22 protein-coding genes are annotated in these 25,586 nt (G+C 43.6%); 9 read left to right on the plus strand and 13 right to left on the minus strand.

Translation table 11 applies throughout. The features are described 5' to 3' along the window. Positions 1–56: 56 nt before the first annotated feature. Entirely contained in the window at positions 57–1,067 is a 1,011-nt protein-coding gene (locus F955_RS15760; RefSeq protein WP_004814025.1) for a putative solute-binding protein, read from the minus strand. 254 nt (positions 1,068–1,321) lie between these two features. Continuing rightward, positions 1,322–2,326, minus strand: coding sequence for a putative solute-binding protein (locus F955_RS15765; RefSeq protein ID WP_004814023.1), 1,005 nt, complete (start codon positions 2,324–2,326; stop codon positions 1,322–1,324). Between the two features lie 230 nt (positions 2,327–2,556). On the opposite strand from F955_RS15765, the gene F955_RS15770 reads away from it, so the two are divergent. Together F955_RS15770 and F955_RS15775 are read left to right on the plus strand one after the other, a co-directional pair. Further along, entirely contained in the window at positions 2,557–4,491 is a 1,935-nt protein-coding gene (locus F955_RS15770) for an ATP-binding cassette domain-containing protein (protein WP_004897450.1), read from the plus strand. A gap of 339 nt (positions 4,492–4,830) precedes the next feature. Then, complete coding sequence (locus F955_RS15775; RefSeq protein WP_002045824.1) at positions 4,831–5,994, plus strand: zinc-dependent alcohol dehydrogenase; 1,164 nt, start codon at positions 4,831–4,833, stop codon at positions 5,992–5,994. A gap of 737 nt (positions 5,995–6,731) precedes the next feature. On the opposite strand, the gene F955_RS15780 is transcribed toward F955_RS15775, so the two are convergent. The 5 genes from F955_RS15780 to dnaA all read right to left on the minus strand — a co-directional run bounded on the left by F955_RS15780 (position 6,732) and on the right by dnaA (position 13,543). Next, a complete protein-coding gene (locus F955_RS15780) occupies positions 6,732–7,079 on the minus strand; it encodes a hypothetical protein (RefSeq protein ID WP_004814018.1) in 348 nt (115 codons plus the stop codon). A gap of 189 nt (positions 7,080–7,268) precedes the next feature. Further along, complete coding sequence (gyrB, locus tag F955_RS15785; RefSeq protein ID WP_004814017.1) at positions 7,269–9,737, minus strand: DNA topoisomerase (ATP-hydrolyzing) subunit B; 2,469 nt, start codon at positions 9,735–9,737, stop codon at positions 7,269–7,271. A 55-nt stretch (positions 9,738–9,792) separates the two neighbouring features. Beyond that, the gene (recF, locus tag F955_RS15790) at positions 9,793–10,875 is read right to left on the minus strand and encodes a DNA replication/repair protein RecF (protein WP_004897454.1); all 1,083 of its coding nucleotides are present in this window, start codon (positions 10,873–10,875) and stop codon (positions 9,793–9,795) included. 27 nt (positions 10,876–10,902) lie between these two features. After that, on the minus strand, positions 10,903–12,051 hold the full coding sequence (gene dnaN, locus F955_RS15795; protein ID WP_004897456.1) for a DNA polymerase III subunit beta: 1,149 nt from the start codon (positions 12,049–12,051) through the stop codon (positions 10,903–10,905). A 109-nt stretch (positions 12,052–12,160) separates the two neighbouring features. Then, positions 12,161–13,543 carry a chromosomal replication initiator protein DnaA gene (gene dnaA, locus F955_RS15800; RefSeq protein ID WP_004897458.1) on the minus strand — a complete coding sequence of 461 codons (1,383 nt, stop codon included), beginning with the start codon at positions 13,541–13,543 and terminating at the stop codon, positions 12,161–12,163. 661 nt (positions 13,544–14,204) lie between these two features. Between dnaA and rpmH the strand changes: the two genes are divergently transcribed. The 5 genes from rpmH (at position 14,205) to mnmE (ending at position 18,312) form a co-directional block, all read left to right on the plus strand. Then, positions 14,205–14,339 (plus strand): 50S ribosomal protein L34, encoded by a 135-nt coding sequence (gene rpmH / locus F955_RS15805; RefSeq protein ID WP_000831329.1) that lies wholly within the window; start codon positions 14,205–14,207, stop codon positions 14,337–14,339. A 29-nt stretch (positions 14,340–14,368) separates the two neighbouring features. After that, positions 14,369–14,761, plus strand: coding sequence for a ribonuclease P protein component (gene rnpA / locus F955_RS15810; protein WP_004897461.1), 393 nt, complete (start codon positions 14,369–14,371; stop codon positions 14,759–14,761). A gap of 9 nt (positions 14,762–14,770) precedes the next feature. Next, entirely contained in the window at positions 14,771–15,091 is a 321-nt protein-coding gene (yidD, locus tag F955_RS16500; protein ID WP_004814012.1) for a membrane protein insertion efficiency factor YidD, read from the plus strand. Between the two features lie 5 nt (positions 15,092–15,096). After that, positions 15,097–16,860, plus strand: a complete 1,764-nt coding sequence (yidC, locus tag F955_RS15815; RefSeq protein WP_004814010.1) for a membrane protein insertase YidC — start codon at positions 15,097–15,099, stop codon at positions 16,858–16,860. Between the two features lie 93 nt (positions 16,861–16,953). Beyond that, a complete protein-coding gene (gene mnmE / locus F955_RS15820; RefSeq protein ID WP_004897464.1) occupies positions 16,954–18,312 on the plus strand; it encodes a tRNA uridine-5-carboxymethylaminomethyl(34) synthesis GTPase MnmE in 1,359 nt (452 codons plus the stop codon). 42 nt (positions 18,313–18,354) lie between these two features. Here the strand turns inward: mnmE and F955_RS15825 are convergent, their stop codons facing one another. Beyond that, positions 18,355–19,557: an MFS transporter gene (locus tag F955_RS15825; RefSeq protein WP_004897467.1), complete on the minus strand. Its 1,203-nt coding sequence runs from the start codon at positions 19,555–19,557 to the stop codon at positions 18,355–18,357. Positions 19,558–19,675: 118 nt separating this feature from the next. Continuing rightward, complete coding sequence (locus tag F955_RS15830) at positions 19,676–19,942, minus strand: metal/formaldehyde-sensitive transcriptional repressor (RefSeq protein ID WP_004813991.1); 267 nt, start codon at positions 19,940–19,942, stop codon at positions 19,676–19,678. Positions 19,943–19,998: 56 nt separating this feature from the next. Here F955_RS15830 and dmeF point away from each other — a divergent pair, with 56 nt between their 5' ends. Both dmeF and F955_RS15840 read left to right on the plus strand, forming a co-directional pair. Beyond that, positions 19,999–20,946 (plus strand): CDF family Co(II)/Ni(II) efflux transporter DmeF, encoded by a 948-nt coding sequence (gene dmeF, locus F955_RS15835; protein WP_004897470.1) that lies wholly within the window; start codon positions 19,999–20,001, stop codon positions 20,944–20,946. A 123-nt stretch (positions 20,947–21,069) separates the two neighbouring features. Next, entirely contained in the window at positions 21,070–21,771 is a 702-nt protein-coding gene (locus F955_RS15840; RefSeq protein ID WP_004897472.1) for a DsbC family protein, read from the plus strand. 135 nt (positions 21,772–21,906) lie between these two features. Here the strand turns inward: F955_RS15840 and F955_RS15845 are convergent, their stop codons facing one another. From F955_RS15845 to F955_RS15860, 4 genes are all read right to left on the minus strand, one after another. Continuing rightward, the gene (locus F955_RS15845; RefSeq protein ID WP_004813984.1) at positions 21,907–22,164 is read right to left on the minus strand and encodes a GlsB/YeaQ/YmgE family stress response membrane protein; all 258 of its coding nucleotides are present in this window, start codon (positions 22,162–22,164) and stop codon (positions 21,907–21,909) included. 171 nt (positions 22,165–22,335) lie between these two features. After that, positions 22,336–22,863 carry a hypoxanthine phosphoribosyltransferase gene (gene hpt, locus F955_RS15850; protein ID WP_004813981.1) on the minus strand — a complete coding sequence of 176 codons (528 nt, stop codon included), beginning with the start codon at positions 22,861–22,863 and terminating at the stop codon, positions 22,336–22,338. Positions 22,864–23,081: 218 nt separating this feature from the next. After that, on the minus strand, positions 23,082–24,416 hold the full coding sequence (guaD, locus tag F955_RS15855; RefSeq protein WP_004897475.1) for a guanine deaminase: 1,335 nt from the start codon (positions 24,414–24,416) through the stop codon (positions 23,082–23,084). A gap of 199 nt (positions 24,417–24,615) precedes the next feature. Then, positions 24,616–25,581 carry a TerC family protein gene (locus F955_RS15860; protein ID WP_004780335.1) on the minus strand — a complete coding sequence of 322 codons (966 nt, stop codon included), beginning with the start codon at positions 25,579–25,581 and terminating at the stop codon, positions 24,616–24,618. Positions 25,582–25,586: the final 5 nt, after the last annotated feature.

Genomic DNA, 25,586 nt, shown 5'->3' on the forward strand with positions numbered 1-25,586 from the left:
GCCTTAACATAAAGAAAGCCTGGAATTTTCCAGGCTTTTTTCCTTTTAAAATCAGTTTATTCACCCGGCAGTGAACATTCGAAGTTTGCCTTATCGACAGAACAACGAGCACGTTTCAGTACACTCATCATAGAAGCATCATAGATTCCCCGCTTGGTCATATCCATACGACCATCACGAAGCATTTTTTGATATTTGGTCTTGTCTTCTGCACTCAGGTTCATTTTATATTTGGCTGGAATACCGGCTTCTAAACGGTTGATCATCGCCATGCTCTTTGGCAAGTTCTTAACAAACCAATCACGTGATTTCTGTCCAAAACCTGCCGGGAAGCTTTCAGGACGGATCACAAAGTCTGAAGTGACATGCAGCACCGGGAAGTTAAACATCGCGCCACTATTACCCAAGCCTTTATAGATTTCTAGCGGCTTATAAGCATAAGCAGGTGCACCTACCATATCTACCTGACCATTATTAAACTTGGCCACAAAGTTGGATACATCAGACACGACTGCTTGGGCACCTACACGCTGCACCATGATTTTTTGTGCATCGTCATAGCCCAGTACAGCAAACTTTTTACCGGCGGCTTTTTCAATCGAGTTGATGTTTTTGTCACGCACAAAGATAAAAGCCGAGCCCAATGGTGCAATACCGGCAATTTCATATTTTTTGCCGCCTAAATTACTGACCATCTTGGCAGCATTACGTTTATCCAAAGCAAAGGTAATGGCACGCTGTGCAATCGCATTGCTTGGCACGCCGCCTAGCGCATCAATAGAGCCAGCAAATTTATTGTATTGACGTGCACGCATCGCCGTCATAAATACGCCGTCACATTTACCCGCTTTAAAGTCATTATCTGCAACTGCTTCATCCTGACGGGCAATTAGATTAATTTCTGCCCCCCATGATTTTGCTGCCAGTGCCCATTCCTGAGCCATCTGAAAAGACTCACCAGATTTGCCCAGTAAGTCGAAAACACAGATATCGACTTTTTTCGCTTGCGCTGTACCTGCGAAACTAACGGCAGAAAACGCCGCCAATGCTAGAAGTGTTTTTTTCATTCTAATAATCCTTGCAAAATCTTGTTCTTCGATGGAGTTTCCATACTTGTGACAAATATTAGCAAGTTTCTTTAAAAAAAATAGAGTATTTACTCCATTATATTTAGGGAGTTTGTCCCCTATTATCAAAATGTGTCCCGTATTCACATTTTAGATATAAGGAAATCTATAGATATCAATTTTTTAGCGATTTATTTAAAATCCTAAAAACTTACATTTTTTTAATTCAATTTACAAACAAATACATTAGAGCACTATTCTCCGCCTAATGAGCATTCAAAATTGGTACGTTCTACCGTACAACGCGCACGTTTCAATACCCGCATCATATTTGGGTCATAGATGCCCTGATTAGTCAGATCAATCCGGCCATCTCGGAGAATTTTCTGGTAACTGGTATAGTCCTCACGACTTAAATTTAGCGTATATTTAGCTGGAATTTCTGCTTCCATACGCTTAACAGTAGCAATGGTTTTTGGTAACTGTTTAATGAACCAGGCACGTGATTGTGTTGCAAACTTATCCGGAAATTTATTTGGCCGAATAATTAAATCTGCCGTCACATTTACTACAGGAAACTTGATCATTGCACCTTTATTCCCCAAGCCCTTAGACAGTTCTAGCGGCTTAAAAGCATAAGCAGGTGCAGCCACAATATCGACTTCGCCCTGATTAAAACGGCGAATAAAATTAGAAATTTCCGACATAACTGGCACAGCTTCAATCCTATTTACCATGACTTTTTGTGCATAGTCATAATGCAAAACTGCAAATTTCTTATCTTTAACCTGTTCAATCTTGTTTATGGCACGATCCCGTACAAAAATATATGCCGTACCAATTTGCACAATTCCGGCAACTTCAAACTTGTCTTTGCCAATGGTAGACACCAGACGTTTGGCATTACGCTGATCCAGTACATAGCTAATGGCTTTCATGGCGATATCATTGCTAGGCACACCGCCAATAGCATCAATTGAACCGGCAAATTTGTTATAGGCCCGGGCACGCATGGAGGTCATAAACAGTCCATCACATTTGCCTGCTTTAAAGTCCTGATCGACTTTGGCTTCATCCTGATAAGCAAGCAGTTGTACTTCAGTCCCCCATTGCTTGCTCACTAACTGCCATTCTTCTAGTAACTTGTAAGATTCACCAGACTTGCCCAATAAATCAAAGACGCAAATGTCTACCTTGGCAAAACTCATATTTGAGGCAAGTACAGTCAAGGCAGTTAAAATCAAAGATCCTTTCTTCATTTTGCTCTACTCTATTTATTCTTGGTTATTTTTTACTAAAATTTATATTTCAGTATCATCTTGTTTTGTCATTAAAAACACCTGTTCTATTTAAACATAGATTCAAAAATATGAATCTATGTTATGGATGAAGTGCAGGATCCTGTGAATTCTCCAGCAAGATTTTTTTATTTTGATGGGCTTTCCTTTAGAATAGCGCCATTCTTCTTGTCGAATGTCAGTACAGTTCCATGATTCAGTTAGATCAGTTAACCATACGCCGCGGTGGACGCATCCTTTTCCAGAAAGCCTCCATGCAATTGCATCCTGGATGGAAAATTGGCCTGACCGGTGTCAATGGAGCCGGTAAGTCGACCCTATTTTCAGCACTCTTGGGTGGGATTGAATCTGACAGTGGTTCCCTGACCCGTCCTGCAGTCTGGACTGTGGCGCATATGGCCCAGGAAATCAAAGCCTTGAATATGAAGGCGATTGATTTTGTCCTGTCTGGCGATGAGGAATACTGGGATATCCAACAAAAGCTGAATCATCCTGAACAGCTGGATGATGCTGAACTGGCACGCCTCTATGGCCGCTTTGACGAAATTTCCGGTTATGTGGCACCCTCTAAGGCTTCACAGCTGATGGCAGGTTTGGGCTTTATGGATTATCAATCCGAGCTGGATGTTGCCAGTTTTTCGGGGGGATGGCGTATGCGTCTGAATCTGGCGCGTACCTTGATGAGCCGTTCTGATCTGTTATTACTGGATGAACCGACCAACCATTTAGATTTAGATGCGATTCTTTGGCTAGAAGATTGGCTCAAAGCCTATGAAGGCACCTTGGTGCTGATTTCACATGACCGCGATTTCCTGGATGCCATTACCGATCATATTTTACATATCGAAAATCAGGAACTGACACTTTATACCGGTAATTACTCGACTTTTGAGCGTACCCGTAGCGAACGTCTAGCACAGCAGCAACAAGCCTATGAAAAGCAGCTTGAAGTGCGTGCCCATCTGCAAAAATTTATTGACCGTTTTAAGGCCAAAGCCACCAAGGCAAAACAGGCCCAGAGCCGAATCAAGCAACTGGAGCGTATGCAGGAACTCTCTGTTGCGCATGTAGATACGCCGTTTACTTTCAGCTTCCGTGAACCAACCAAAATGAGTTCACCATTACTACAACTGGAAAATGCCGATATCGGTTATGGCGATAAGCTGATTGTGCGTAATGTCAGCCTGCAAATTACTCCAAATAGCCGTATTGGTCTGCTGGGGATGAATGGTGCTGGTAAATCGACTCTGATTAAATCTCTCGTCGGTGATTTAGCTTTAATTAAAGGTCTTCGTAAAGACTCAGAATTGTTAAATATTGGCTACTTTGCCCAGCACCAGATGGATGCACTGGATGGTAGCGCCAGCCCGATGTTGCAGCTGGCACGTATCGCTGATCCTAAAATCAGTGAGGCCAGCTTGCGTTCTTTCCTCGGCAGCTTCGGCTTTAGCGGCGAACGCATGGATACACCAAGTGAAAGTTTCTCGGGTGGTGAACGTGCCCGTTTAGCACTTGCATTAATCGTATGGCAGCGTCCAAACGTGCTGATTCTGGATGAACCAACCAACCATCTGGATCTGGATATGCGTCATGCTTTAACGATGGCACTACAAGATTTCGAGGGTGCTGTCGTGCTGGTTTCGCATGAACGTCAGCTGATCGCCAGTGTCTGTGATGAGCTGCTGTTAGTTCATAACGGCAAATGTACTGAATTTGATGGTGATCTGGTGGCTTATGCCGAGTGGTTACGTCAGGCACGTGCAGAATTATTAAAAAATGCGCCTAAAACTGCTGAAGTGATGAAAACACAGCAAGCTGAAGCGAAACCTGTACCAAGTAAAATGGATAAAGAAGCCCAACGCAAGGAGGCTGCTCGCCAACGTGAGCAGACTCGGCCGATTCGCAAAAATATTGAAAAATGTGAAAGCCAGATCGGAAAGTTGCAGCCAAAACTGGCTGCAATTGAAGAAAAGCTGGCAGATACTGGTCTGTATGATGCAGCGCGTAAGGATGAATTGCTTAAGCTCATGAATGAGCAGACTGAACTGAAAGCACAACTGGAAACTGCTGAAGAACAGATGCTGGAACTGATGATGGAATTAGAGGAACTGGAACAGTCTTTCTAGGAAAGCTAATTTTAATATTTGTTTAAAGCTTCAAGGATCATTAACTATAGTTACTGATCCTTTTTTTATGGGTTTATATTTTCTCTGCTATTAGTAAATCTTTTCTCTTACCTATTTTCCTACACTTCTCAGCTTGATTAATCATTTACTCGATTTTTGACATATTTTGTAGTGAATTACGCAAGTACTATATAAGTTTATTTTTTAAACACTCGGCTTCCTTATTTCATACATTAATTTACAGCTCTAGGTCAGGTTATAAGGCTCTAATAAAAAGGCTTTTTAATAATCAGTAGCCTTATTTGAGACTATTTATGTTGAACTAGAGAGGAAATCCGCATGCGTGCTCTTACCTATCATGGTGCTCGGGATGTACGAGTTGAATCTGTTCCAGATCCAGTGATTCAGGAACCAGATGACGTTATTTTAAGGGTGACAGCCACCGCTATCTGTGGCTCAGATCTACATCTATACCGGGGTAAAATCCCGGCCACTGAAGACGGTGATATTTTCGGCCATGAATTTATGGGAGTTGTAGAAGAAGTCGGCCCTGCAGTGACAGAAGTCAAAAAAGGTGACCGGGTGATCATTCCCTTTGTCATTGCATGCGGTCACTGTTTTTTCTGTGAACATGAACTCATGGCTGCCTGTGAAAATACCAATACGGGTCGTGGTGCGATCCTGAATAAAAAACAGATTCCACCAGGAGCGGCCTTGTTTGGCTTTAGCCACCTGTATGGTGGTGTTCCGGGTGGTCAGGCTGAATATGTGCGAATTCCCAAAGGTAATGTCGGACCATTTAAGGTTCCCGGCTCTTTGCCTGATGAAAAAGTATTATTCCTGACCGATATTCTGCCAACAGCCTGGCAGGCAGTAACCAATGCTCAAGTCACCCGTGGTTCTACAGTGGCGATTTATGGTGCAGGTCCAGTCGGTCTGTTATCTGCAGCTTGTGCACGAATGCTCGGTGCCGAACAGATCTTCATGGTCGACCATCACCCTTATCGCTTGCGATTTGCTCATCAAACCTATGGGGTCATTCCGGTCAACTTTGATGAAGTCGATGCAGCTGAATTTATTATTCAAAATACAGCAGGTTATCGTGGTGTTGACGCGGTTATTGATGCCGTTGGTTTCGAAGCCAAAGGCAGTGTTCTGGAAACCGTAATGACCAACCTGAAATTAGAAGGTTCGAGTGGTTCAGCGCTCAGACAATGTATTGCAGCAGTCCGCCGCGGCGGTGTGGTGAGTGTACCGGGGGTTTATGCCGGTCCAATTCATGGCTTCTTGTTTGGTGATGCCTTTGACAAAGGTTTGACCTTCAAAATGGGACAAACCCATGTGCATAAATACTTGCCGCAGTTGCTCGAACATATCGAAAATGGAGATCTGTCTCCAGATGTGATTATTACCCATCGCATGAAATTGGAAGATGCTGCGGAAGGTTACCGTATTTTTGATAAAAAGGAAGAAGACTGTCGTAAAGTCATTCTGACACCGTAAATGTACTAAAAGAATAAAAAGCGCCTTCTAGGCGCTTTTTATTCTTTAATTAAGACAGATCAAATCACCTGTTTCTATTTTTCAAGTTTCTTCATCAAAAACTCTGTTTAACAGAAGTTATTTAATTTTTACTCCTCTTTCTAACTTGTAGAAAGTAGTTCAGCAAAGTTCGAATATAAATACTGATCTAGAAAAGCAACCCAAAGAATAAACCAGTAATAACCATATTTAACCCAATGATTTTAAAAATAAAATTAAATTTCACTTGATTATTAAAACAATTATGTAGTTTAACTACACTTAAATTTTTCAAGAAAAAATACGTTCCACGCCCACTATTAAATAAAACTACATTAAACACATAAACGTTTATTTTATATAATATTTATTTTAATTTTTTATAAAAAGAGTAAGCAAACTAATCTGTTTTGGACAGTTTTGGCTCAAACGCAGAAATCCTGCATAAGCTGCTCATTTAAATTTAAAATATTATTTTAAATTTAAAAATATTTACCCACAAGTCACCAGACAATAAATTTGAATATAAAATAAGAGCTGATTTAAAAGTGAACCTATTGTGGATAAATACTATCTTATTCACATAAATAAATATGGATAACTTTAGAGTTATCCACACTATTGCTCAAGCTTTGAACTTATTTAGGAATGGGACTATTCACACATATTTTGATTTATTAATTACTTTATTTTTATAACTTTGTTAAGCGGTTGAAAATCTAGGATTTTAGAAATCGAAGTTCAATGATTTTCCATTCATTTTCATAGCGCCATAATTCCTGAATACGATGTTTATCTTTAGCTAAACCAGTCACCACACAGCATTCCGTCTGATCTGCATTATATTCGTAATCTTCATATTCTACTTCAGGCTTATGCGGCTTCCAGACTCCATTCTTGACCGCATGCGCAATCCTGTCATAACGGACATAACTGGTTTCTACACGGTTTTTCTGCTCAAACACCACCTTAAAGTCTTCATGCTCATACTGACGCAGAACCTCATAATGACCGGTATAGAATGCATTGGCCCAAATTTCACGAACTTCTTCAAGCTGGCTATCCATGGATAAACCTCTTTATTGCTATAGGCTGGCCCAGATCAGACAAATACCGCGAATAAAAAAATCACCAAATAAGGTGCCAGAATCACTGATCAGCTGCTGAATATGCTAACCAGTTAAAATGACATTAGCATAAATTGATCATAAAAAAAGCACCCCGAAAGGTGCTTTTTTAAGTGTATTGTGTATCAGTTATGCATCGATATCTGCGTTCAGAGCATTCTCTTCAATGAAGGCACGGCGTGGTTCTACGTCGTCACCCATCAAGCAAGAGAACATACGATCTGCTTCAATCGCATCCTGTACCGTCACCTGTAGCATATTACGGTTTTCTGGATCCATAGTGGTTTCCCACAGCTGATCCGCATTCATCTCACCCAGACCTTTATAACGCTGGATCATCATGCCGCGACGTGAGTCTTGCAGGATGTGCTGCCATACTTCATGGAAGCTATTCACTAGAATCTTGCGCTCACCTTTTTGCAGGTAAGCACCCTCTTCAAGTAACGTAAACCAGCTCTTCGAGTTCTTCAATAAACGTGCATATTCACTTGAACCCAACAGACCTGAATCAAGCAGATAAACATGTGGCAGGTTATGGATATAAATCGTGATACGTGGCAGATAAGTCACAGACTTGTTGCCTTCTGCATCTTCCTTCTCGAAGGTTTCAATACCCAGCTCAGGACGCAGGCTTGGTTGCTTGTCTTCGATGTGTTGACGCAACTGCATTGCCCAGTTTTCCACATAATCCAGATCAGTTGCCTGATCCAGTTTAAATGCTTCAAGTGCCAATAAACCATCCAGCAATGTTGCAGGATAACGCAGGGTTAAACGATTCAAGCTTTTTTGCGAGGTCTGGTAATCCGCAATCACATTTGCCAGTGCATCACCACGAATAGCAGGTGCATCCGCACTGATATGCAGTTCAAGTTCATCAATCGCATTGGAAATCAGGTAAGTTTCCAGTGCATCATTATCCTTGATGTACTGTTCCTGCTTGCCTTTTTTCAGCTTGTACAGCGGTGGCTGTGCAATATAAATATGACCACGCTCTACCAGCTCCGGCATTTGACGGAAGAAGAAAGTCAACAGCAAGGTACGGATGTGTGAACCATCCACATCAGCATCAGTCATGATAATAATTTTGTGATAACGCAACTTGTCCGGGTTGTATTCTTCACGGCCAATACCACAGCCCAGTGCAGTAATCAGCGTCCCCACTTCAGCCGATGAAATCATACGGTCGAAACGTGCACGTTCCACGTTCAGGATTTTACCTTTCAGTGGCAAGATTGCCTGCATCTTACGGTTACGGCCCTGTTTCGCAGAACCACCCGCCGAGTCGCCCTCGACCAGGTATAGTTCAGACAATGCTGGATCTTTTTCCTGACAGTCTGCCAGTTTACCTGGAAGACCGGCAATGTCTAACGCACTCTTACGACGTGTCATTTCACGTGCTTTACGCGCTGCATCCCGGGCACGTGCGGCATCTATGATTTTACCCGCGATTGATTTCGCTGCTTGCGGGTTCTCTAATAGGTACTCAGAAAATGACTTATTCATTGCCTGTTCGACCGCAGTTTTTACTTCGCTCGACACCAGCTTTTCTTTGGTCTGTGATGAGAATTTCGGATCAGGCACTTTCACCGATACAATCGCAGTCAAGCCTTCACGTGCATCATCACCAGATACTGCAACTTTTTCTTTTTTAAGAATATTTTCACTATCCATGTAGTTATTTAAACCACGGGTCAGTGCAGCACGGAAACCGGCTAAATGCGTACCACCATCCTTTTGCGGGATGTTGTTGGTAAAGCAGCGTACGTTTTCCTGATAAGAATCATTCCATTGTAATGCCACTTCTACCCCAATCCCGTTCTCCGCCATGGTAGTAAAATGGAAGATATCATTCAGGTGAGTTTTGCCCTCATTGATATATTTCACAAATTCAGACAGACCACCTTCATAATCAAATACATATTCCGCATTAATGCGTTCATCACGCAGTACGATACGCACACCGGCATTCAGGAACGACAGTTCACGTAAACGGCGCGCCAGAATATCGACATTGAAGATGGTTTGGCTGAAGGTTTCAGCACTTGGCCAGAAACGTACACGGGTACCGGTTCGGTCTGTATCACCGATGACTTTTAACGGGTACTGTGAATCGCCATGACGGTATTCCTGTTGGTGAATATGACCAGCACGATGAATGGTCAGTTCCAGTTTTTCTGACAGGGCATTTACAACCGAAACACCTACCCCGTGCAGACCACCAGAGACCTTATAGCTGTTATCATCAAACTTACCGCCGGCATGCAGAATAGTCAGAATTACTTCTGCTGCAGACACACCTTCTTCAGGGTGAATATCAGTTGGAATACCACGGCCGTTATCTGAGACTGACACCGATTCATCTTCATGAATAGTCACTAAAATTTCATCACAGTGACCTGCCAGCGCCTCGTCAATCGAGTTGTCAACCACCTCGAAAACCATGTGGTGTAAGCCTGTACCGTCGTCTGTATCACCAATGTACATACCCGGACGCTTACGCACAGCGTCTAAACCACGTAATACCTTGATGCTAGAGGAATCATAAGCCTTTTCAATGGTTTGTTCTGGTTGAGAAGCAGCTTGATCTTCTGAACTCATGGTTTCTCCCTAGTGAAAAATAGGTCTATCCAAAGATGGGTAAAACTTTAAAATACTATTGCACAACAACCTGAACGATACCGTTTTCAACATTGAATAACTGATATGAGATAGACAAATCATGTAAATGCTTTTGTACTGATTCGTGGTCTAAAGTGGTAATAAAAACTTGACTACCAAGTTGGCTCAATCGCTCAATTAAACGTTGTTGTGCGGTTAAATCTAATTCTGCTGTCAGATCATCTAATAATACCACAGTTTCCTTATTACAAGAATGTAGCATTGCAATTTGCGACAGTTTTAACGCCATCAGCAGCAGCTTTTTCTGTCCACGAGACAGGATCACATCTGCATCTCCCAGAGGGGTCTTCAGACGCAAATCTGCGCGATGTGGACCGTATTCGGTATAGCGTCTTTCAACGTCCCGCTCATGATGATTGGTGAGGTCATTCAGCAGGCCAGTTTCAGCATGAAAACCGGGACTATAATCCAAGCTAATCATAAGATCTGGCAGCAAATGTTTCAGGTCTTCCTCAAAGAAAACTTTCCATTGCTCGACAATACCGACCCGTTGTGAATGCAGAATCTCACCATATTGACTGAGCATCTGGTTCCACGGCTCCAGCTCTGACAGACTGAGGTAGCGCCTGGACTTTAGCAAGCTGTTGCGCTGTTTCAAAGCACGCGAATAATATTGCCAGGCATGATAGAATTCTGGTTCCACGTGGAACATTAACCAGTCCAATAACTGTCGGCGTGGCTTGGCACCATGATCGATAATATCGGTGCTTTGTGGATCAATCAGCTGCAAGGGTAGCAGCTTGGCCAGCTGCCCCTGGGTTGCGACCAGATCACCATTTACCTTGATCAACTGCTCACCACTGGCCATTTTCTGCATACCGACTTTTTCGGTATCAGACTGGGCAAACACGATCGCATCCGAAGCGCTGTGTTGAATGTAATTTTTAGGAATATGGGTACGAAAAGAACGCCCTGTGGCCAGCAGGTGAATGGCTTCCAGAATAGAGGTCTTGCCTGAACCATTCTGGCCATAAAAAACGTTAAACGGCTGCAATCTCTGGAGAGCAACCGTTTTTAAGTTTCGTACACGCTCTATATGCAAACGCGTAATATGCATGATTAGCTTGTGCCTGGATGCTGCCGCTTAAACGCGCATCGGCATGACAACATAAGTTTGATCAGTATGTGCAGGATCCTGAACCAACACCGACTGGTTTGCTTCGGTCATGCTCATGGAGACATCATCACCGTCCAGCACACCCAAGACTTCTAGCAAATATTGCGCATTGAAAGACATTTCCATTGGTGCATCCGCATACTGAATGGCCAGATCTTCAATCGCTTCATCCTGCTCCGGGTTATTGGCACGCAGTTGCAGTGAATCCGCATTAAAGTTCAGGAATATACCACGCAGTTTTTCATTACTGAGAATCGCAACACGTTGCAGAGATTGCTTGAATACGTCATGTGCGATGATCACGTGCTTGTCACCACCACGTGGAATCACACGGCGATAGTCAGGGAATTTACCATCAATCAATTTGGTGGTGAAACGTACTGTAGTATCCCCCTGCTCCTTATCACGGTTTGCAACAGTGATAGTTACATTTAGCAATTCACGACCAATCAACAATGATAACTGATCATCTTCAACACTAAGTAAACGCTGTAATTCACCTACTGCCTTACGTGGCACAATCGCCTGAATTGGCTGAGCTGCAGTTGATTGCGCAGCTGTTTCACACAGCGCCAGACGATGACCATCAGTGGTTACTGCACGCAGCTGGTTGGCATCAATCTCCAGTAATGTACCGGTCAGGTAGAAACGTACATCCTGTACCGCCATCGCAAACGCAGTTTTTTCAAACAGGCGTTTTAGTTCACGCTGGGTCACAGTTACCTGTGTACCCTGACTGTTTTCAGTCGACAGCAATGGATAGTCTTCAGCAGGCAAGGTACCGAGTACAAAACGGCTGTTTCCAGACTTTAAAATACAGCGCTGATCTTCAGTAATTTGCAGATCTACCAACGCAGCTGATGGCAGAGATTTACAGATATCAATCAGCTTACGTGCAGGAACCGTGGTTTCACCGGCTTGCAAACATGCACCTTCATTCAGAGGCATACTTGCTACCAGTTCTACCTCAAGATCTGAACCAGTCACCGTTAATGCTTGAGCTGTCACTTGAATTTTCAGGTTAGACAGAATGTTTAAGGTATGGCGACGTTCAACCGCTCCTACGACATGTGATAGAACATTCAGTAAGCTCTCTTTCGCGATTTTTAAACGCACGGTACATTCCTCTGAAAACTGAAGATTAATATGGAAAAGTTAATTATTTAGCACTGTACTATGCGGCAAAAAAAGCCGCATAGCAAGCGCAGAATTTGAGCGTTTTGGCTTAGCTTTGCAGCAGGCGCTGCAGGTTTTTATAGTCCTCGTTAAAGATCGGATCTTCCTCACGCAGACTCAATACTTTTTCACAGGCGTGCATCACGGTACTGTGGTCACGACCACCAAATGCCATACCAATTTCCGGGAAACTGTCTCCGGTCAATTCACGTGCCAGACCCATTGCAAGCTGACGCGGACGTGCATAAATACGGGTACGTTTCGGACCAACCAGTTCTTTCAGTGGAATACGGAAATATTCACTGACCACACGCTGAATATTTTCAGTACTGATGGTGCGGGCACGAATCGCCAAAACATCTTTTAAGGATTCACGTACCACATCCAGATCAATCGGTGTGCCTTTAAAGCGGGAAATCGCCACCACTTTGTTTAGTGCACCTTCAAGCTCACGCACATTGGCAACCACTTGTTGTGCAATAAACAGTGCGCAGTTACGTGGCAGATCCACTTCATTGCTTTCGGCTTTTTTAAGTAAAATTTCAATACGGGTTTCAATATCGGGCGGTTCAACCCCTACCGACAAACCCCATGAGAAACGTGAAACCAGACGTGGATCCAGCTCCGTCAATTCTTTCGGATAACGATCCGAGGTCAAGATGATCTGTTTCGATTCATCCAACAGTGCGTTAAAAGTATAGAAGAACTCAACCAGACTGGCCTCTTTACCCGCCAATAAATGAATATCATCGACCAGTAATAAATCCAGAGAACGACAGTTTTTCTTGAATTCTTCAACCTTGCCCTGCTGCAGCGAGCTGACAAAGTCCTGCACAAAGCTTTCTGCGGTCATATACATCACGCGGGCATTCGGCTTGGCTTGCAATAATGCATTCCCTACTGCCTGCATCAAGTGGGTTTTACCCAGACCGGTCGGGCCATACAAAAATAATGGGTTATGTTGAGATGCACCGAGCTGGGTCAGTACCTTACGGCAGGTTTCTGCGGCCATCTGATTCGAGCGGCCTTCCACAAATAGAGAAAAAGTGAATAAGGGATTTAGCTGACGCTTGCGGCTATTTTTAACCGATTCTTCTTTTTCTTTACGTGGGCGAGGCGCAGGCGTACTCACTGGCTGTGTTTCTAAAGCAGCCGTGGTAGTTGCTGGCTGTTCACTGGCAGATAAAATCGCACCAGGACGGGAATCCACCAGAATTTCGACTTTACGGATACGGCCTTCAGATAACTGTTCCGCCAGAATCGAGATCAGCTCCAGATGATGTTCTTGAATGTAGCGCGTCCAGTAAGGGTTCGGTGCATAAAGACGAAGAGTATCGTCCAGTTCCTCTGCAACCAGTGGGCGTATCCACATTGTAAAGACATTTCCAGAGAGCTCTTGTCGCAAGCGATTTAAGCAGTCTGTCCAAAGCATGTGAATCCCCTATTCATTCCATTGTTTATTCAAAAGCCATTGCCGCACCTAAAAGCGGGTCGCCATTCTAACCAAGTTATCCACATCTGTCATGAAATATTCAGCATAAATCGTTCAAAAAAGCGCTTTTCATGCATAAATTTAAATTTAAAACCTGGTGTGGATAAGTTTATCCGCAAGCTGTGGATAAAATATAGCATAAAGTTATCCACAAAGTATGAAAATTATAGAAACAGTTTTATCCACAATATAAGATTATGTTTATTAAAATTAAAAATGCATTTTCCACAGAAAAACAGCTTCCTAATAGTAATAAATTTAAATTTATAAATTTGAATTTATTTATAAGATCCAGACTTTCTGTGGATAACCAACACATGGTTTAAATTTAAATTCAAAACGAGAATCTAAATTTGAATTGTGTATAGTATTGTGGATAAATCTGTTGATATAGATGTTAATAACTAAAATATAAAATTAAAACAATTATTTATATTGTGGTTAACTATTTTATTCACTCTTTGACTACACAATTTGAAAAGTATCAGGCAAGCCAATCCCTAGACTAATTTGAAAAGAAATATGCTTTTGCATTGACAGCTCAAGCAATGAGCACTAAAATCGCGGACCTTCATAGAAAGATCATTTTTGGAGTTTCGACATGAAACGTACATTCCAACCATCTGAATTAAAGCGTAAACGCGTTCATGGTTTCCGTGCTCGTATGGCTACTAAAGCTGGTCGTCAAGTTCTAGCTCGCCGTCGTGCAAAAGGTCGTCACAGCTTAACTGTTTAATCAGTTAGGCTTCGCCGACTTTGGGTGATATGACAACACTTTATGGTTTTGGCACAGAGTTACGATTACGCTGTGCTGCCGATTATAAAGGTGTCTTTGATGGTGCGCTTTTAAAAGTGCATCAACCCCATTTCTTATTTCTTGCAAAACCGTCCGAACTGCCAAATAGCCGTTTGGGTTTAGTTGTTGCCAAGAAAAAAGTGCGCCGTGCGCATGAACGAAATCGAGTAAAACGTCTTGCTCGCGAAAGTTTTCGCCTGCATCAACAGCAGCTCAGCGATCTGGATATTGTGGTGATGCCAAAAGCTGGTATTGATACAGTCCCGAATGCAGAATTGCACCAGCAACTACAATTTGCTTGGCAGAAACTCAACCGTCTTGCCAAAAAGCATACAAAAATAGCTCCCTCCCCACAAAAGTAGAGATGGCCAATGGTACGTTTACTGCATTGGTTAATACGTTTCTATCAGATTGCGATTAGTCCTTTACTTGGACCACGCTGTCGTTATCTTCCAACATGTTCTCAATATTCCTTGGAAGCAGTCCATACACATGGAGCTGTGCGTGGTGTGTGGCTGGCTACTAAACGTATTTGCCGTTGTCATCCGTGGGGTGGCTCAGGATACGATCCTGTTCCTCCGAAAGCGATTCGTTTTATTTCATTTCAGCAAATAGATTCTCAAACGCTTCACGTTGCTGTACCCTTTCGTGATCGTTTATTGAACCAAAATCACTCTCACCACTTGGGGTAATACATATGCAACAATGGGCCAGGATTGCAATTCTCGGGGCTATGTTTGTTGTCGCATATTTGCTCATTTTGGCGTGGCAAAAAGATTATGGAAATGCGGAAACTCAACCTCAGCAGGAAACTGCAGTTGTGTCGCAAGAAGTGTCAGCAGATTTGCCAAATGCTCAGACGGCTACCGCCGCTTCTGATGTGCCACAAGCAAATGTTCCAGCGCAGCAAGCCACGGATGCTACAGCACCTGTAAGTCAGCAGCTTATTTCAGTACAAACTGACCTTTATCATCTTTGGATTAATCCTAAAGGTGGTGATATTGTTCGTGTTGAATTACTCAATCATGACAAAAACAAAGACAGCGATGAACCTTTCGTCATGCTGGAAAGCGATGCGAAACGTACTTATGTCGCGCAGTCAGGTTTAATTGGTCTAAATGGACCGGACAGCAGCCGTAATGGCCGTCCAAGCTATGAGCTAGAAAAAACTGCTTATACCCTGGCAGATGCCAAGGCAGTCAAAAATAAAGATGGCGAGAATGTAAAAGTTCTGTCTGTACCAATGGTATTCAAGACGGCAGATGGTGTAGAAGTCATCAAAACCTTCAATTTTACTGAAGGTGAATATCCAGTTGTCGTGAACCACAAGGTTATCAACCGCAGTGGACAGGCTTGGCAAGGTCAAATGTTTGGCCAGATCAAGCGTGACAATTCTGAGGATCCAGGCAAATCTGATCAAGGTATCTTTACTTTAGGTACTTTCTTAGGTGGCGCTTGGGGTACCCCGGATGAGCATTACAACAAGTTGAAATTTGACAACTTTGTTGAAGAAAAACTCAGCACTGAAGCCAAAGGCGGCTGGGTTGCGATGGTGCAGCACTACTTTGTCAGTGCATGGGTACCAGGTAACCTGAAACTGACACAGGGCAATGGCGAGGCCTATACGGCGAAGCTGGAATCACGTAAGTCAACTGATAACATGAATATCATTGGCTTTACCTCTCCGACCTTCAATGTACCTGCCGGTACTGTGGCTGAAATTGATGCGACCTTCTATTCTGGTCCAAAAATCCAGTCAGAACTCAAAGATCTGGCGACAGGTCTGAACCAGACTGTAGATTATGGCTGGTTATGGCCGATTGCCAAACTACTATTTGTTGGTCTGGAATTTTTCCATGGCCTGGTAGGTAACTGGGGCTGGGCGATCATTCTGTTGACTATTCTGGTAAAACTGATCCTGTGGCCATTGTCGTCGAAGAGTTACCGCTCTATGGCGAAAATGCGTGTGATTGCGCCAGAAATGCAGCGTATGAAAGAAGAGTTCGGTGAAGACCGTATGCGCTTCTCTCAAGAGATGATGGCACTGTACAAACGCGAGCAGGTAAATCCACTTGCCGGCTGTTTACCGCTCTTGCTGCAAATGCCAATCTTCCTGGCATTGTACTGGGTACTGATGGAATCTGTGGAACTGCGTCATGCACCATGGATGCTGTGGATTCAGGATTTATCTTCAATGGATCCTTGGTTCATCCTGCCATTGCTGATGGGTGCAACCATGTATATCCAGCAGTCGTTGAACCCACAACCGACTGATCCAATGCAGGCGAAAGTGTTCAAGATCATGCCAGTGATCTTTACAGTATTCTTACTGTTCTTCCCGGCTGGTCTGGTGCTGTACTGGATTGTCAACAACCTGATCACCATCCTGCAGCAAAGCTTGATCAACAAGTCTGTTGCCAAAGATCGTGCACAACGTGATGAGGCAAAGCCAGTCAACTAAGTTGAACTGACGGGCTGAATAAATCCGCTTAAGATGGTAATCTTAGGCGGATTTTTTTTGGCTGTACTTTTTGTTCTTCTGCAGGTGAATTTTATGCTCAACCCAACCACTACGATTGCTGCGATTGCGACACCACCGGGACGTGGCGGCGTTGGGGTGATCCGCCTGTCTGGTCCAAAATCTTATGCAATTGCCCAGGCGCTAACTCAAAAAGAATTGCCTAAAGCCCGATTTGCCGGTTTTCGCCAGTTTTATGATGCGGCAGGTGAAGTCATGGATGAAGGTTTAGCGATCTGCTTTCCGAATCCAAATTCTTTCACGGGCGAAGATGTGGTTGAATTGCAAGGCCATGGTGGTCCGGTGATTCAGAATGCCCTGCTGGCACGTTTGCTGGAACTTGGGGCAATAGCAGCCAAAGCGGGTGAATTCTCCATGCGTGCCTTTGAAAATGGCAAGCTGGATCTGGTCCAGGCTGAAGCCATTGCTGACCTGATTGATGCGACATCGCAAGCGGCTGCACGTTCGGCAGTACGTTCTCTGCAAGGTGCATTTTCAACCAAGGTGAATGCCGTACTTGAGCAGCTGATTCATTTGCGTCTGCATGTAGAAGCCGCAATTGATTTCCCGGAAGAAGAAATTGATTTTCTAGCGGATGGCAAGATTCTAAATCTGCTGGATGGCGTATCCAGTGCAATCACTCAAGTACAGCAATCTGCGCGTCAGGGCCAGCTTCTACGTGAAGGTTTGCAGGTGGTCATTGCCGGTAAACCTAATGCCGGTAAATCGTCATTGCTAAATGCTTTGGCCGGGATTGAACGCGCCATTGTGACCGATATTGCGGGTACGACACGTGACGTTTTGCATGAGAAAATTACCTTAAATGGTTTGCCAATTACCCTGACTGATACTGCCGGTCTGCGTGAAACGGGTGATATCGTGGAAAAAGAAGGGATTCGTCGTGCAATCAAGGAAATTGAACAGGCGGATCTGCTGTTGCTGGTCTATGACCTGAGTCAGGGTGATGATCCATTACAACTGGCACAGGAATATTTTGCTGAACATATTGAACCGAAACGCCTGATGCTGATTGGTAATAAAGCAGATTTGACCGGTGCCGAAGCTATCATTGGCGATTTTCAGGGTTTCCGTCATATCACTGTCTCAGCCAAGCAGGAAACCGGTGTGCAAGCGCTCATAGAGGCAATTACAGCGCATGCAGGCTTCCAGCCTGAAGAAGATACCTTTATTGCCCGTACCCGCCATTTAGACGCAATGAAGCGCACTCAGATGTATTTGGCTGAAGCCCGTGAACAACTTGTTGTTTATAACGCAGGTGAACTGGTCGCAGAGTCTTTACGTCTGGCACAGAACGCACTGGGCGAGATTACCGGTGACTTTAGTGCGGATGATTTGCTGGGTAAGATCTTTGGATCGTTCTGTATTGGAAAATAATCTTCAAGATATATAAAAAGCCCTCCATAGAGGGCTTGTTTATCAGGCTTTTACATGCAGTTTCTGATGTGATACCCAGAGAACTACACATAAAATACTAATCACCGCACAGAAGCTGATAACAGCAAAACCCAAGCCAAAATGATCGGCCAGATAACCCACTGCAATAATCGGCACAATCGTGCCTAAATAACCCATAAACAGATAGGTCGACATGACTGCGGCCCGATTCTGTAAGGTTGTGATCGCATGAATCACACCAAATGCGCCCATCAAGGCAAAACCATGTCCAATTCCAAACAGAATATCACTGACAAAAAATAAAATGCTCGTTTTGAGGAGCATACACAGTGCAAGACTTATCAGACTCGCAAACATAATGATCAAGCCAATATTCAGACATTTCTTTGCAGCAACCGCTTTAGCAAAGAACTGCACTATGGCAGAAATCAGCAAAATGCAGGTGATGGCGGTACCACTGACTAGAGGCCCATGCCAAGGCAGAATATCCTGCACAAAAGAGGGTGACAGTGAGGCAAATAAACTAAAGGCAGCAAAGGCACAAAATGCGGTCAAACCCACGATCATAAACAAAGCATGATATTGAGGCTCAGGACGCAGTAATTTCGGTGCAATACTAAAGGGCTGACGTTCAAATGCTGGCACTTTTAACCAGAACAAGCCAATAAAACACAGTACTGCTCCCCAAATAATAGGTAGATATGGAGTGATCAGTGGCGTCTGAGAAAACTGCGCAATAATTCCGCCGACCAACGGACCCAAACCAAAGCCAACTGCAGTCAGAATCGATACCAGTTGTGGCGCAAACTGCTTATGACTCTCTGGAATGGTTTGCATCATGCCAATCATGGCAGAAGTGGTCATGAGACCTGAGGCAATGCCGATAATGAAACGCCCCACTGATAAAGTCAGTGCATTGTCTGCAAAGACGGAAATGATTAAGCCTAGACTGATAAATACCAAGCCGATTTGTAAGGTTCTTAAAAAACCAATACTGTTACTGGTTCGTCCCAGAAACAACAGAGTGCCTAGACAGCCAAACATATAGGCGACAAAAATATAAGTAATCTGGCTTGGAGATAGATGCCAAACCTGTTGATAAATAGGGTAAAGCGGACTGGCCAGTGCCGTGCCGATAGTCCCCATAATCAATGTAAGGCTGACCATGGCGAATGGTCGCCATGTGGTATTTATTGTCATGCTGCTGCCATAGAAGTTCAACATCACGCTTCCAGAAAAATGATGTTGAATAAAAATTTGAATGGAAAGCAGTGTATCGGTTAGATGAAAAAGCGGTCAATTATCTTGCTGTAAACAAAACGAAAATATTCAGCAGAAAAAATCATCCATAACGCTTGAGCAATTTTAAAAATTCCTGAAGATCCTGTTCATTGACAGCTTCTGGATCTTTGATTACATGCTCTCTAAGGTGCTCCTCAATCAGTTCATTCATCAGACCATTCACCGCCCCCTTAATGGCAGCGACCTGTTGTAGCACATCAATACAGCTGGGTTCTTGTTGTGTCAGTGAGGCTTCTACCGCATGAATCTGACCTTTTAAACGCCGTACACGATTTAATATTTTTTTATCTTCATGCAAATGACTCACCACAAGTCTCCAAAAATAAATATACTAAGGGGGAGTATATAAATAAGACCACTCAAATGCAAAACAATACCGCTCCACAGCACAACCATCAGTTTGATCAAGGCAATCCACTGGCACAGAAGAAGATACTGCTCGCCACAATCCTGACTGCCGTGATGATGGTATTTGAGATTATGGGTGGCTGGGTCTTTCAATCCATGGCCTTGCTGGCAGATGGCTGGCATATGAGTTCCCATGTCCTGGCCTTGGGACTTGCCTTTGCCGCCTACAAAGCAGCACGTCATTATGCCGATGATCCTCGCTTTAATATGGGGACTTGGCGTATTGAAATTCTGGCAGGTTATAGTAGTGCCATCATGCTATTGGTGATTGCGGGCTTTATGGCTTTCCATTCGATTGAACGCCTGTTTGCTCCGGTAGAGATTCACTATAACGAAGCCATTCCTATTGCGATTTTAGGTTTATTTATTAATCTGGTCTGTGCTTGGTTGCTGCATGATGGTGGACACGAACATGCTCATGGGCATCACCACGATCATGAGCATCATCATCGCCATTCTGACCATCAGCGTGATCTGAATCATCAGGCAGCATTTATGCATGTAGTAGCAGATGCCCTGACTTCAGTCTTTGCCATCATAGCCCTGCTTGCCGGTAAGTATTTCGGCTGGGATATTCTGGATGCTGTGCTCGGGATTGTTGGCTCAGTTCTGGTCGCACGCTGGTCTATTGGGTTATTGAAACAGACTGCCAAAACCCTGCTGGATGCCGATATGGATGCACCGGTGGTAGATGAAATCCGGGAAGTTATCGCAGAATTTGGTCCTTTAGTAAAACTGTCTGACCTGCATGTTTCCCGCGTTGGGAAAGGCAAGTTTTCCTGTTTTATAGCGCTGGAGACTACGCTAGATTTAAGCCCTGATCAGGTACGCGACGCTATTTCTATTCACGAAGAAATCGTGCATATTTCTGTAGAGATTAATCCGGTTACCTCTGTTTCATGAGCAGTTTATGTTCCACGTGAAACATCAAGAATATTGAACCGTGACAGTACATAAATCATCTGATTTTTCTGCATGAAACGCATAGAATCAGCACTACTTTACTCTGACATGAGCGGGAGATTCATGTTGAAACCTATCCTACTGCTGGCCATGACGGCATTGGCTACGAGCCTTAGCTTTGCCGATATCAATACAGTCAAAGCCAACCTGGCCAAAAATAGTCCAGACCTGAAAATTGAAAATCTTCAGACTACTGAAATGAAAGGGATCTATAGTGGTTCTATGGATGGACAAGTGATTTACCTGAACGAGGATGCCAAGCATCTCATCGGTGGGTCTATGATTCGCCTTGCCGATAAGCAAAATCTTACCCGGGATCTGGTGCTGAAACAGAACAGTATCGACTGGAAAAAGTTGCCTTTACAGGATGCATTGAAAACAGTACGAGGCACTGGCAAGCGTCAGTTGGCGATTTTTTCTGACCCCAATTGCCCCTATTGTAAACAGCTTGAACTAGAACTTAAAAAGCTCAATGACGTAACCATTTACACTTTTGTTCTGCCACTGAAAGCGCAATCTATAGCCCCTTCACGACAGATTTATTGTGAAAAAAATCCGGCTCAAGCCTGGGAGGATCTGATTAGTAAAGGTATTCAGCCTAAATCTGGCAAACGCTGCGCCAATCCGGTAGAACGCAACTTGGCCTTGGCTAAATCCCTAAATATTCAGGGTACCCCAGCAATTATTTTCTCGAATGGTTTTAAAGTCATGGGTGCCTATCCGGCTGAACAGATTGAAAAGATTCTGACAGAACTCGGTCTTTAATCTTAACTTTCGCTTGTTCATCTGAAGGATATTGAGAGCAGAAGCTTTGAATTAAATCTTTAAACAGCCAGCAGTAAAAAAGCACCCGACAGGGTGCTTTTTTCAATGCAAAACAGAAATTATTCAATTAAATATTTAGACAGTTCTGCGTTTGGTGACCATGTTGTAGATAAACAGAATGATAATGGCACCAATCACCGAAGCAATAAAGCCTGCTGCTGAACCTTCCTCATAAAGACCTAGCATACGACCGCCATAGGTCGCAAGTAATGAACCGGCAATCCCCAGTAGGGTTGTCATAATAAAGCCTGCCTTGTCATCTCCAGGATGGATTGCACGCGCAATTAAACCTGCGATAAAACCAATAACAATTGCAACTATAAGTGACCACATATGTATGCTCCTTTCTTATCATGTCTTTGTTTTTAAGTCATGTTCAGAAATCATCATCGGATAAGTGAAGTCTTCAATCTAGCGAAGTCCTGAAACGGAATGTTAGCTTTTTGTTCATGTGAAGCAGACATAAAAAAAGTGGCAGTCGCCACTTTTTTAAAGTTGGATCTCTTAAAGACCAATTTCACCAATAAAAGGCAAATGGCGGTACTTCTGGTCATAATCGAGGCCGTAACCGACAATAAACTTGTCTTCGACTTCAAAGCCAAGGAACTGCACATCCAGATTAATTTCACGGCGTGAAGGTTTGCTTACCAAGGTACAGAGCTGAATCGAGTTTGGGTTACGGGTGTGCAGAATTTCCAAGACTTTGCTCAGGGTGTTGCCGGAATCGATGATGTCTTCTACCACCAGTACATCTTTACCACGGATTTCACCGTCTAAATCTTTCAGGATTTTTACATCACGTGACGATACCGTGCCACCACCATAACTGGACACAGTCATGAAATCCAGTTCATGTGGTTTTGAAATCACACGACACAAATCGGCCATAAAAATCACTGAACCACGTAACAAACCGATGAGCACAAGTTCTTTGTCACTATGGGCATAGTGTGCATCGATTTGAGCACCAAGCTCTTTGACTTTAGCTTGAATTTCTTCAGCGGAAATCATTACGCTCATTTGAACGGTCATGGGTAGATACCTAAAAAGTAAAAATAGCAAAATAAAAAAGGTGTTGACCTGCAACACCTGATATATCAGCAATTTTAATACATCCAGCAGGCAGATGCACCTGTTTTGCCCTGTGTTAATATAATCATTTTTTCGGCAATTGTGAATCGCGCTTGAGTAGAAAAGCGCAGCCAATGGCTATTGCTGATAGCATGAACCATGTGCGACGGCGCGATTTTTCAGGCTTTTTCCTGAGCTGTTGTTTTGGCATAAACCGCTTCTCCAGAAACATAAGTCACTGCAATATTACGGTCATCACCCAGCATGATCAGTGCAAAAAATGCATCTTCAATATTTTTGGCTTTGCTTTGACGCAGCTGTTGTAATGCCGTCGCATTCAGATCTAATACAATAAAGTCGGCTTCTTTACCGATATTAAAGTTGCCAAGTTGATCCTCCAGACTCAAGGCTTTAGCTCCCCCTAGTGTCGCATGATATAGCGATTCAAAGGCAGACAGTTTATCGCCTTGCAATTGCTGCACCTTATAGGCTTCATTCAGGGTTTGTAGCTGATTAAATGAGGTCCCTGCCCCGATATCGGTGCCCAGTCCCACTTTAACGCCTTTGTCCCAAGCCTTCTTCAAAGGGAATAAACCACTGCCCAGGAACAGATTTGAGGTTGGACAGAAGGCAATAGCCGAGTCGGTCTGATGCATGCAATCCCACTCCTGCTCTTCCAGATGCACACAATGAGCAAATACCGATTTAGAACCAGTCAGACCATAGTGATGGTAAACATCTAAATAACTTTGATGTTCCGGGAACAATTCCTTGGCCCAGGTAATCTCATTCTTGTTTTCACTTAAATGAGTATGCACATACACATCCGGATATTCCGCTTTAAGTTGTCCTGCTTTTTCCAGCTGTTCAGCTGTCGAAGTTGGAGCAAAGCGTGGCGTGATCGCATACAGGTTACGGCCCTTGCCATGCCACTTTTCAATCAACTTTTTAGAATCGGTATACGCTGTTTCTGCGGTGTCCGTCAGTGCTTCTGGTGCATGACGGTCCATTAGCACTTTACCCGCAATCAGACGCATATTACGCGTCGTCGCTGCATTAAATAAAGCATTGACTGATTCAGGATGGACGGTACAAAAGACCAATGCGGTCGTGGTGCCGTTTTTAAGTAATTCTTCTACAAAAAACTCGGCAATTTTTTCTGAATAAGCTGGATCCTGGAACTGGATTTCAGTCGGAAAAGTATAGGTATTTAACCATTCTAGAAGTTGTTCACCATAAGCACCGACCATTTCGGTTTGCGGAAAATGGATATGGGTATCAATAAAACCTGGCACGATCAGCTGCTCAGGATAATGAGTCACCTGCACTCCTTCAGGCAGATACTGCTGTCCTTCTTCCCAGCTGCCAAACCATTGAATCTCACCATTCTGGCTGATGAGCAAGCCATCTTCTACATATCGCACTTGGTCGTGAATTTCACGCGCTTGGGCAACCGTATTCTTGATATCCAGGAAGCGACCGCGTACTGCCGTCGTTGCAATGATAGAAGACATTTAAAACCTGCGCTTTTTGATTTTTTCGATTGATTGTAGCTGAAAAAATTAGCATGTTTATATGAACATTCATATTTAACCATGCGTATTTTTTATGAGATCAAATAATCACGAATAATTTCAACAGAGCGTGCGTGTGCAGCCAAGCTTGTAGACAAATAAAAAAGCCTGCTGATGCAGGCTTTTTTGATGCTTAATCTTACAGCGTAGTTTCGTTATGTTTCTTGCTATGACGAATCGACAAGATCGCGGTCACAGTCAAGACAATCACAATAAAGCTCAGTGAAATCCAGATCGGCATATGGAATACATCCAGCATCAGCATCTTAAAGCCGATAAAGACCAGAATCAAACCTAGGCCATAAGGCAGATAATGCATTTTTGAGGCTGCACCCGAGAGCAGGAAGAACATTGCACGCAGGCCTAAAATTGCCATCAGGTTCGCAGTAAGCACAATGAAGGGGTCGGTGGTGACAGCAAAAATAGCAGGAATAGAATCGACTGCAAAGATCACATCAGAGGCTTCGACCAGAATCAGCACCAAGAATAACGGCGTTGCCCAAAGCAAACCATTTTGACGGACAAAGAATTTATCGCCCTGAAGTTGCGGGGTAATACGCATATGTTTACGTAGCCATTTCAGAATGGCCATATCTTCAATATTGCTGTCTTCTTCATGCTGACCACGCAGGAATTTGAAGCCGGTATACACCAGGAACGCACCGAAGAGATACAGAATCCACGAGAACTCCTGTACAAACCAGGCACCAATAAAAATGAAGATGGTTCTGAGCACAATCGCACCCAGTACACCATATAACAGCAATTTACGTTGTAGCGCTGGTGGAATGGCAAAGGCGGCAAAGATCATCAGCCAGACAAAGACATTATCAATTGCTAGGGATTTTTCCAGCAGATAACCAGCAAAGTATTCCATGACCTTGGTATTGGCAATTGCCGCACCTGCAGTCTGCTCCAGATACAGCCATAATCCACCACCAAATAAAGTCGCGACACTGACCCAGGCAATACTCCAGTAGGCAGCGGTACGGACTTTTACTTCCTGACCATGCTGATGTTTAAAGCCGACAAAATCGATCACCAGCATGACGGCGACAATTGCGAAAAAGACAAGATACAGCCAGAGCGTACCAATTGTTTCCATGTGAA

It is taken from the genome of Acinetobacter schindleri CIP 107287 (assembly GCF_000368625.1).
GTDB classification, from domain to species: domain Bacteria; phylum Pseudomonadota; class Gammaproteobacteria; order Pseudomonadales; family Moraxellaceae; genus Acinetobacter; species Acinetobacter schindleri.

What these genes read in the sequence shown, in the direction of transcription:
- F955_RS15760 (WP_004814025.1), bottom strand. Translation starts at nt 1,067, where the DNA reads ATGAAAAAAACACTTCTAGCATTGGCGGCGTTTTCTGCCGTTAGTTTC.
- F955_RS15765 (WP_004814023.1), bottom strand. Translation starts at nt 2,326, where the DNA reads ATGAAGAAAGGATCTTTGATTTTAACTGCCTTGACTGTACTTGCCTCA.
- F955_RS15770 (WP_004897450.1), top strand. Translation starts at nt 2,557, where the DNA reads ATGATTCAGTTAGATCAGTTAACCATACGCCGCGGTGGACGCATCCTT.
- F955_RS15775 (WP_002045824.1), top strand. Translation starts at nt 4,831, where the DNA reads ATGCGTGCTCTTACCTATCATGGTGCTCGGGATGTACGAGTTGAATCT.
- F955_RS15780 (WP_004814018.1), bottom strand. Translation starts at nt 7,079, where the DNA reads ATGGATAGCCAGCTTGAAGAAGTTCGTGAAATTTGGGCCAATGCATTC.
- gyrB (WP_004814017.1), bottom strand. Translation starts at nt 9,737, where the DNA reads ATGAGTTCAGAAGATCAAGCTGCTTCTCAACCAGAACAAACCATTGAA.
- recF (WP_004897454.1), bottom strand. Translation starts at nt 10,875, where the DNA reads ATGCATATTACGCGTTTGCATATAGAGCGTGTACGAAACTTAAAAACG.
- dnaA (WP_004897458.1), bottom strand. Translation starts at nt 13,543, where the DNA reads ATGCTTTGGACAGACTGCTTAAATCGCTTGCGACAAGAGCTCTCTGGA.
- rpmH (WP_000831329.1), top strand. Translation starts at nt 14,205, where the DNA reads ATGAAACGTACATTCCAACCATCTGAATTAAAGCGTAAACGCGTTCAT.
- rnpA (WP_004897461.1), top strand. Translation starts at nt 14,369, where the DNA reads ATGACAACACTTTATGGTTTTGGCACAGAGTTACGATTACGCTGTGCT.
- yidD (WP_004814012.1), top strand. Translation starts at nt 14,771, where the DNA reads ATGGTACGTTTACTGCATTGGTTAATACGTTTCTATCAGATTGCGATT.
- yidC (WP_004814010.1), top strand. Translation starts at nt 15,097, where the DNA reads ATGCAACAATGGGCCAGGATTGCAATTCTCGGGGCTATGTTTGTTGTC.
- mnmE (WP_004897464.1), top strand. Translation starts at nt 16,954, where the DNA reads ATGCTCAACCCAACCACTACGATTGCTGCGATTGCGACACCACCGGGA.
- F955_RS15825 (WP_004897467.1), bottom strand. Translation starts at nt 19,557, where the DNA reads ATGTTGAACTTCTATGGCAGCAGCATGACAATAAATACCACATGGCGA.
- dmeF (WP_004897470.1), top strand. Translation starts at nt 19,999, where the DNA reads ATGCAAAACAATACCGCTCCACAGCACAACCATCAGTTTGATCAAGGC.
- F955_RS15840 (WP_004897472.1), top strand. Translation starts at nt 21,070, where the DNA reads ATGTTGAAACCTATCCTACTGCTGGCCATGACGGCATTGGCTACGAGC.
- F955_RS15845 (WP_004813984.1), bottom strand. Translation starts at nt 22,164, where the DNA reads ATGTGGTCACTTATAGTTGCAATTGTTATTGGTTTTATCGCAGGTTTA.
- hpt (WP_004813981.1), bottom strand. Translation starts at nt 22,863, where the DNA reads ATGACCGTTCAAATGAGCGTAATGATTTCCGCTGAAGAAATTCAAGCT.
- guaD (WP_004897475.1), bottom strand. Translation starts at nt 24,416, where the DNA reads ATGTCTTCTATCATTGCAACGACGGCAGTACGCGGTCGCTTCCTGGAT.
- F955_RS15860 (WP_004780335.1), bottom strand. Translation starts at nt 25,581, where the DNA reads ATGGAAACAATTGGTACGCTCTGGCTGTATCTTGTCTTTTTCGCAATT.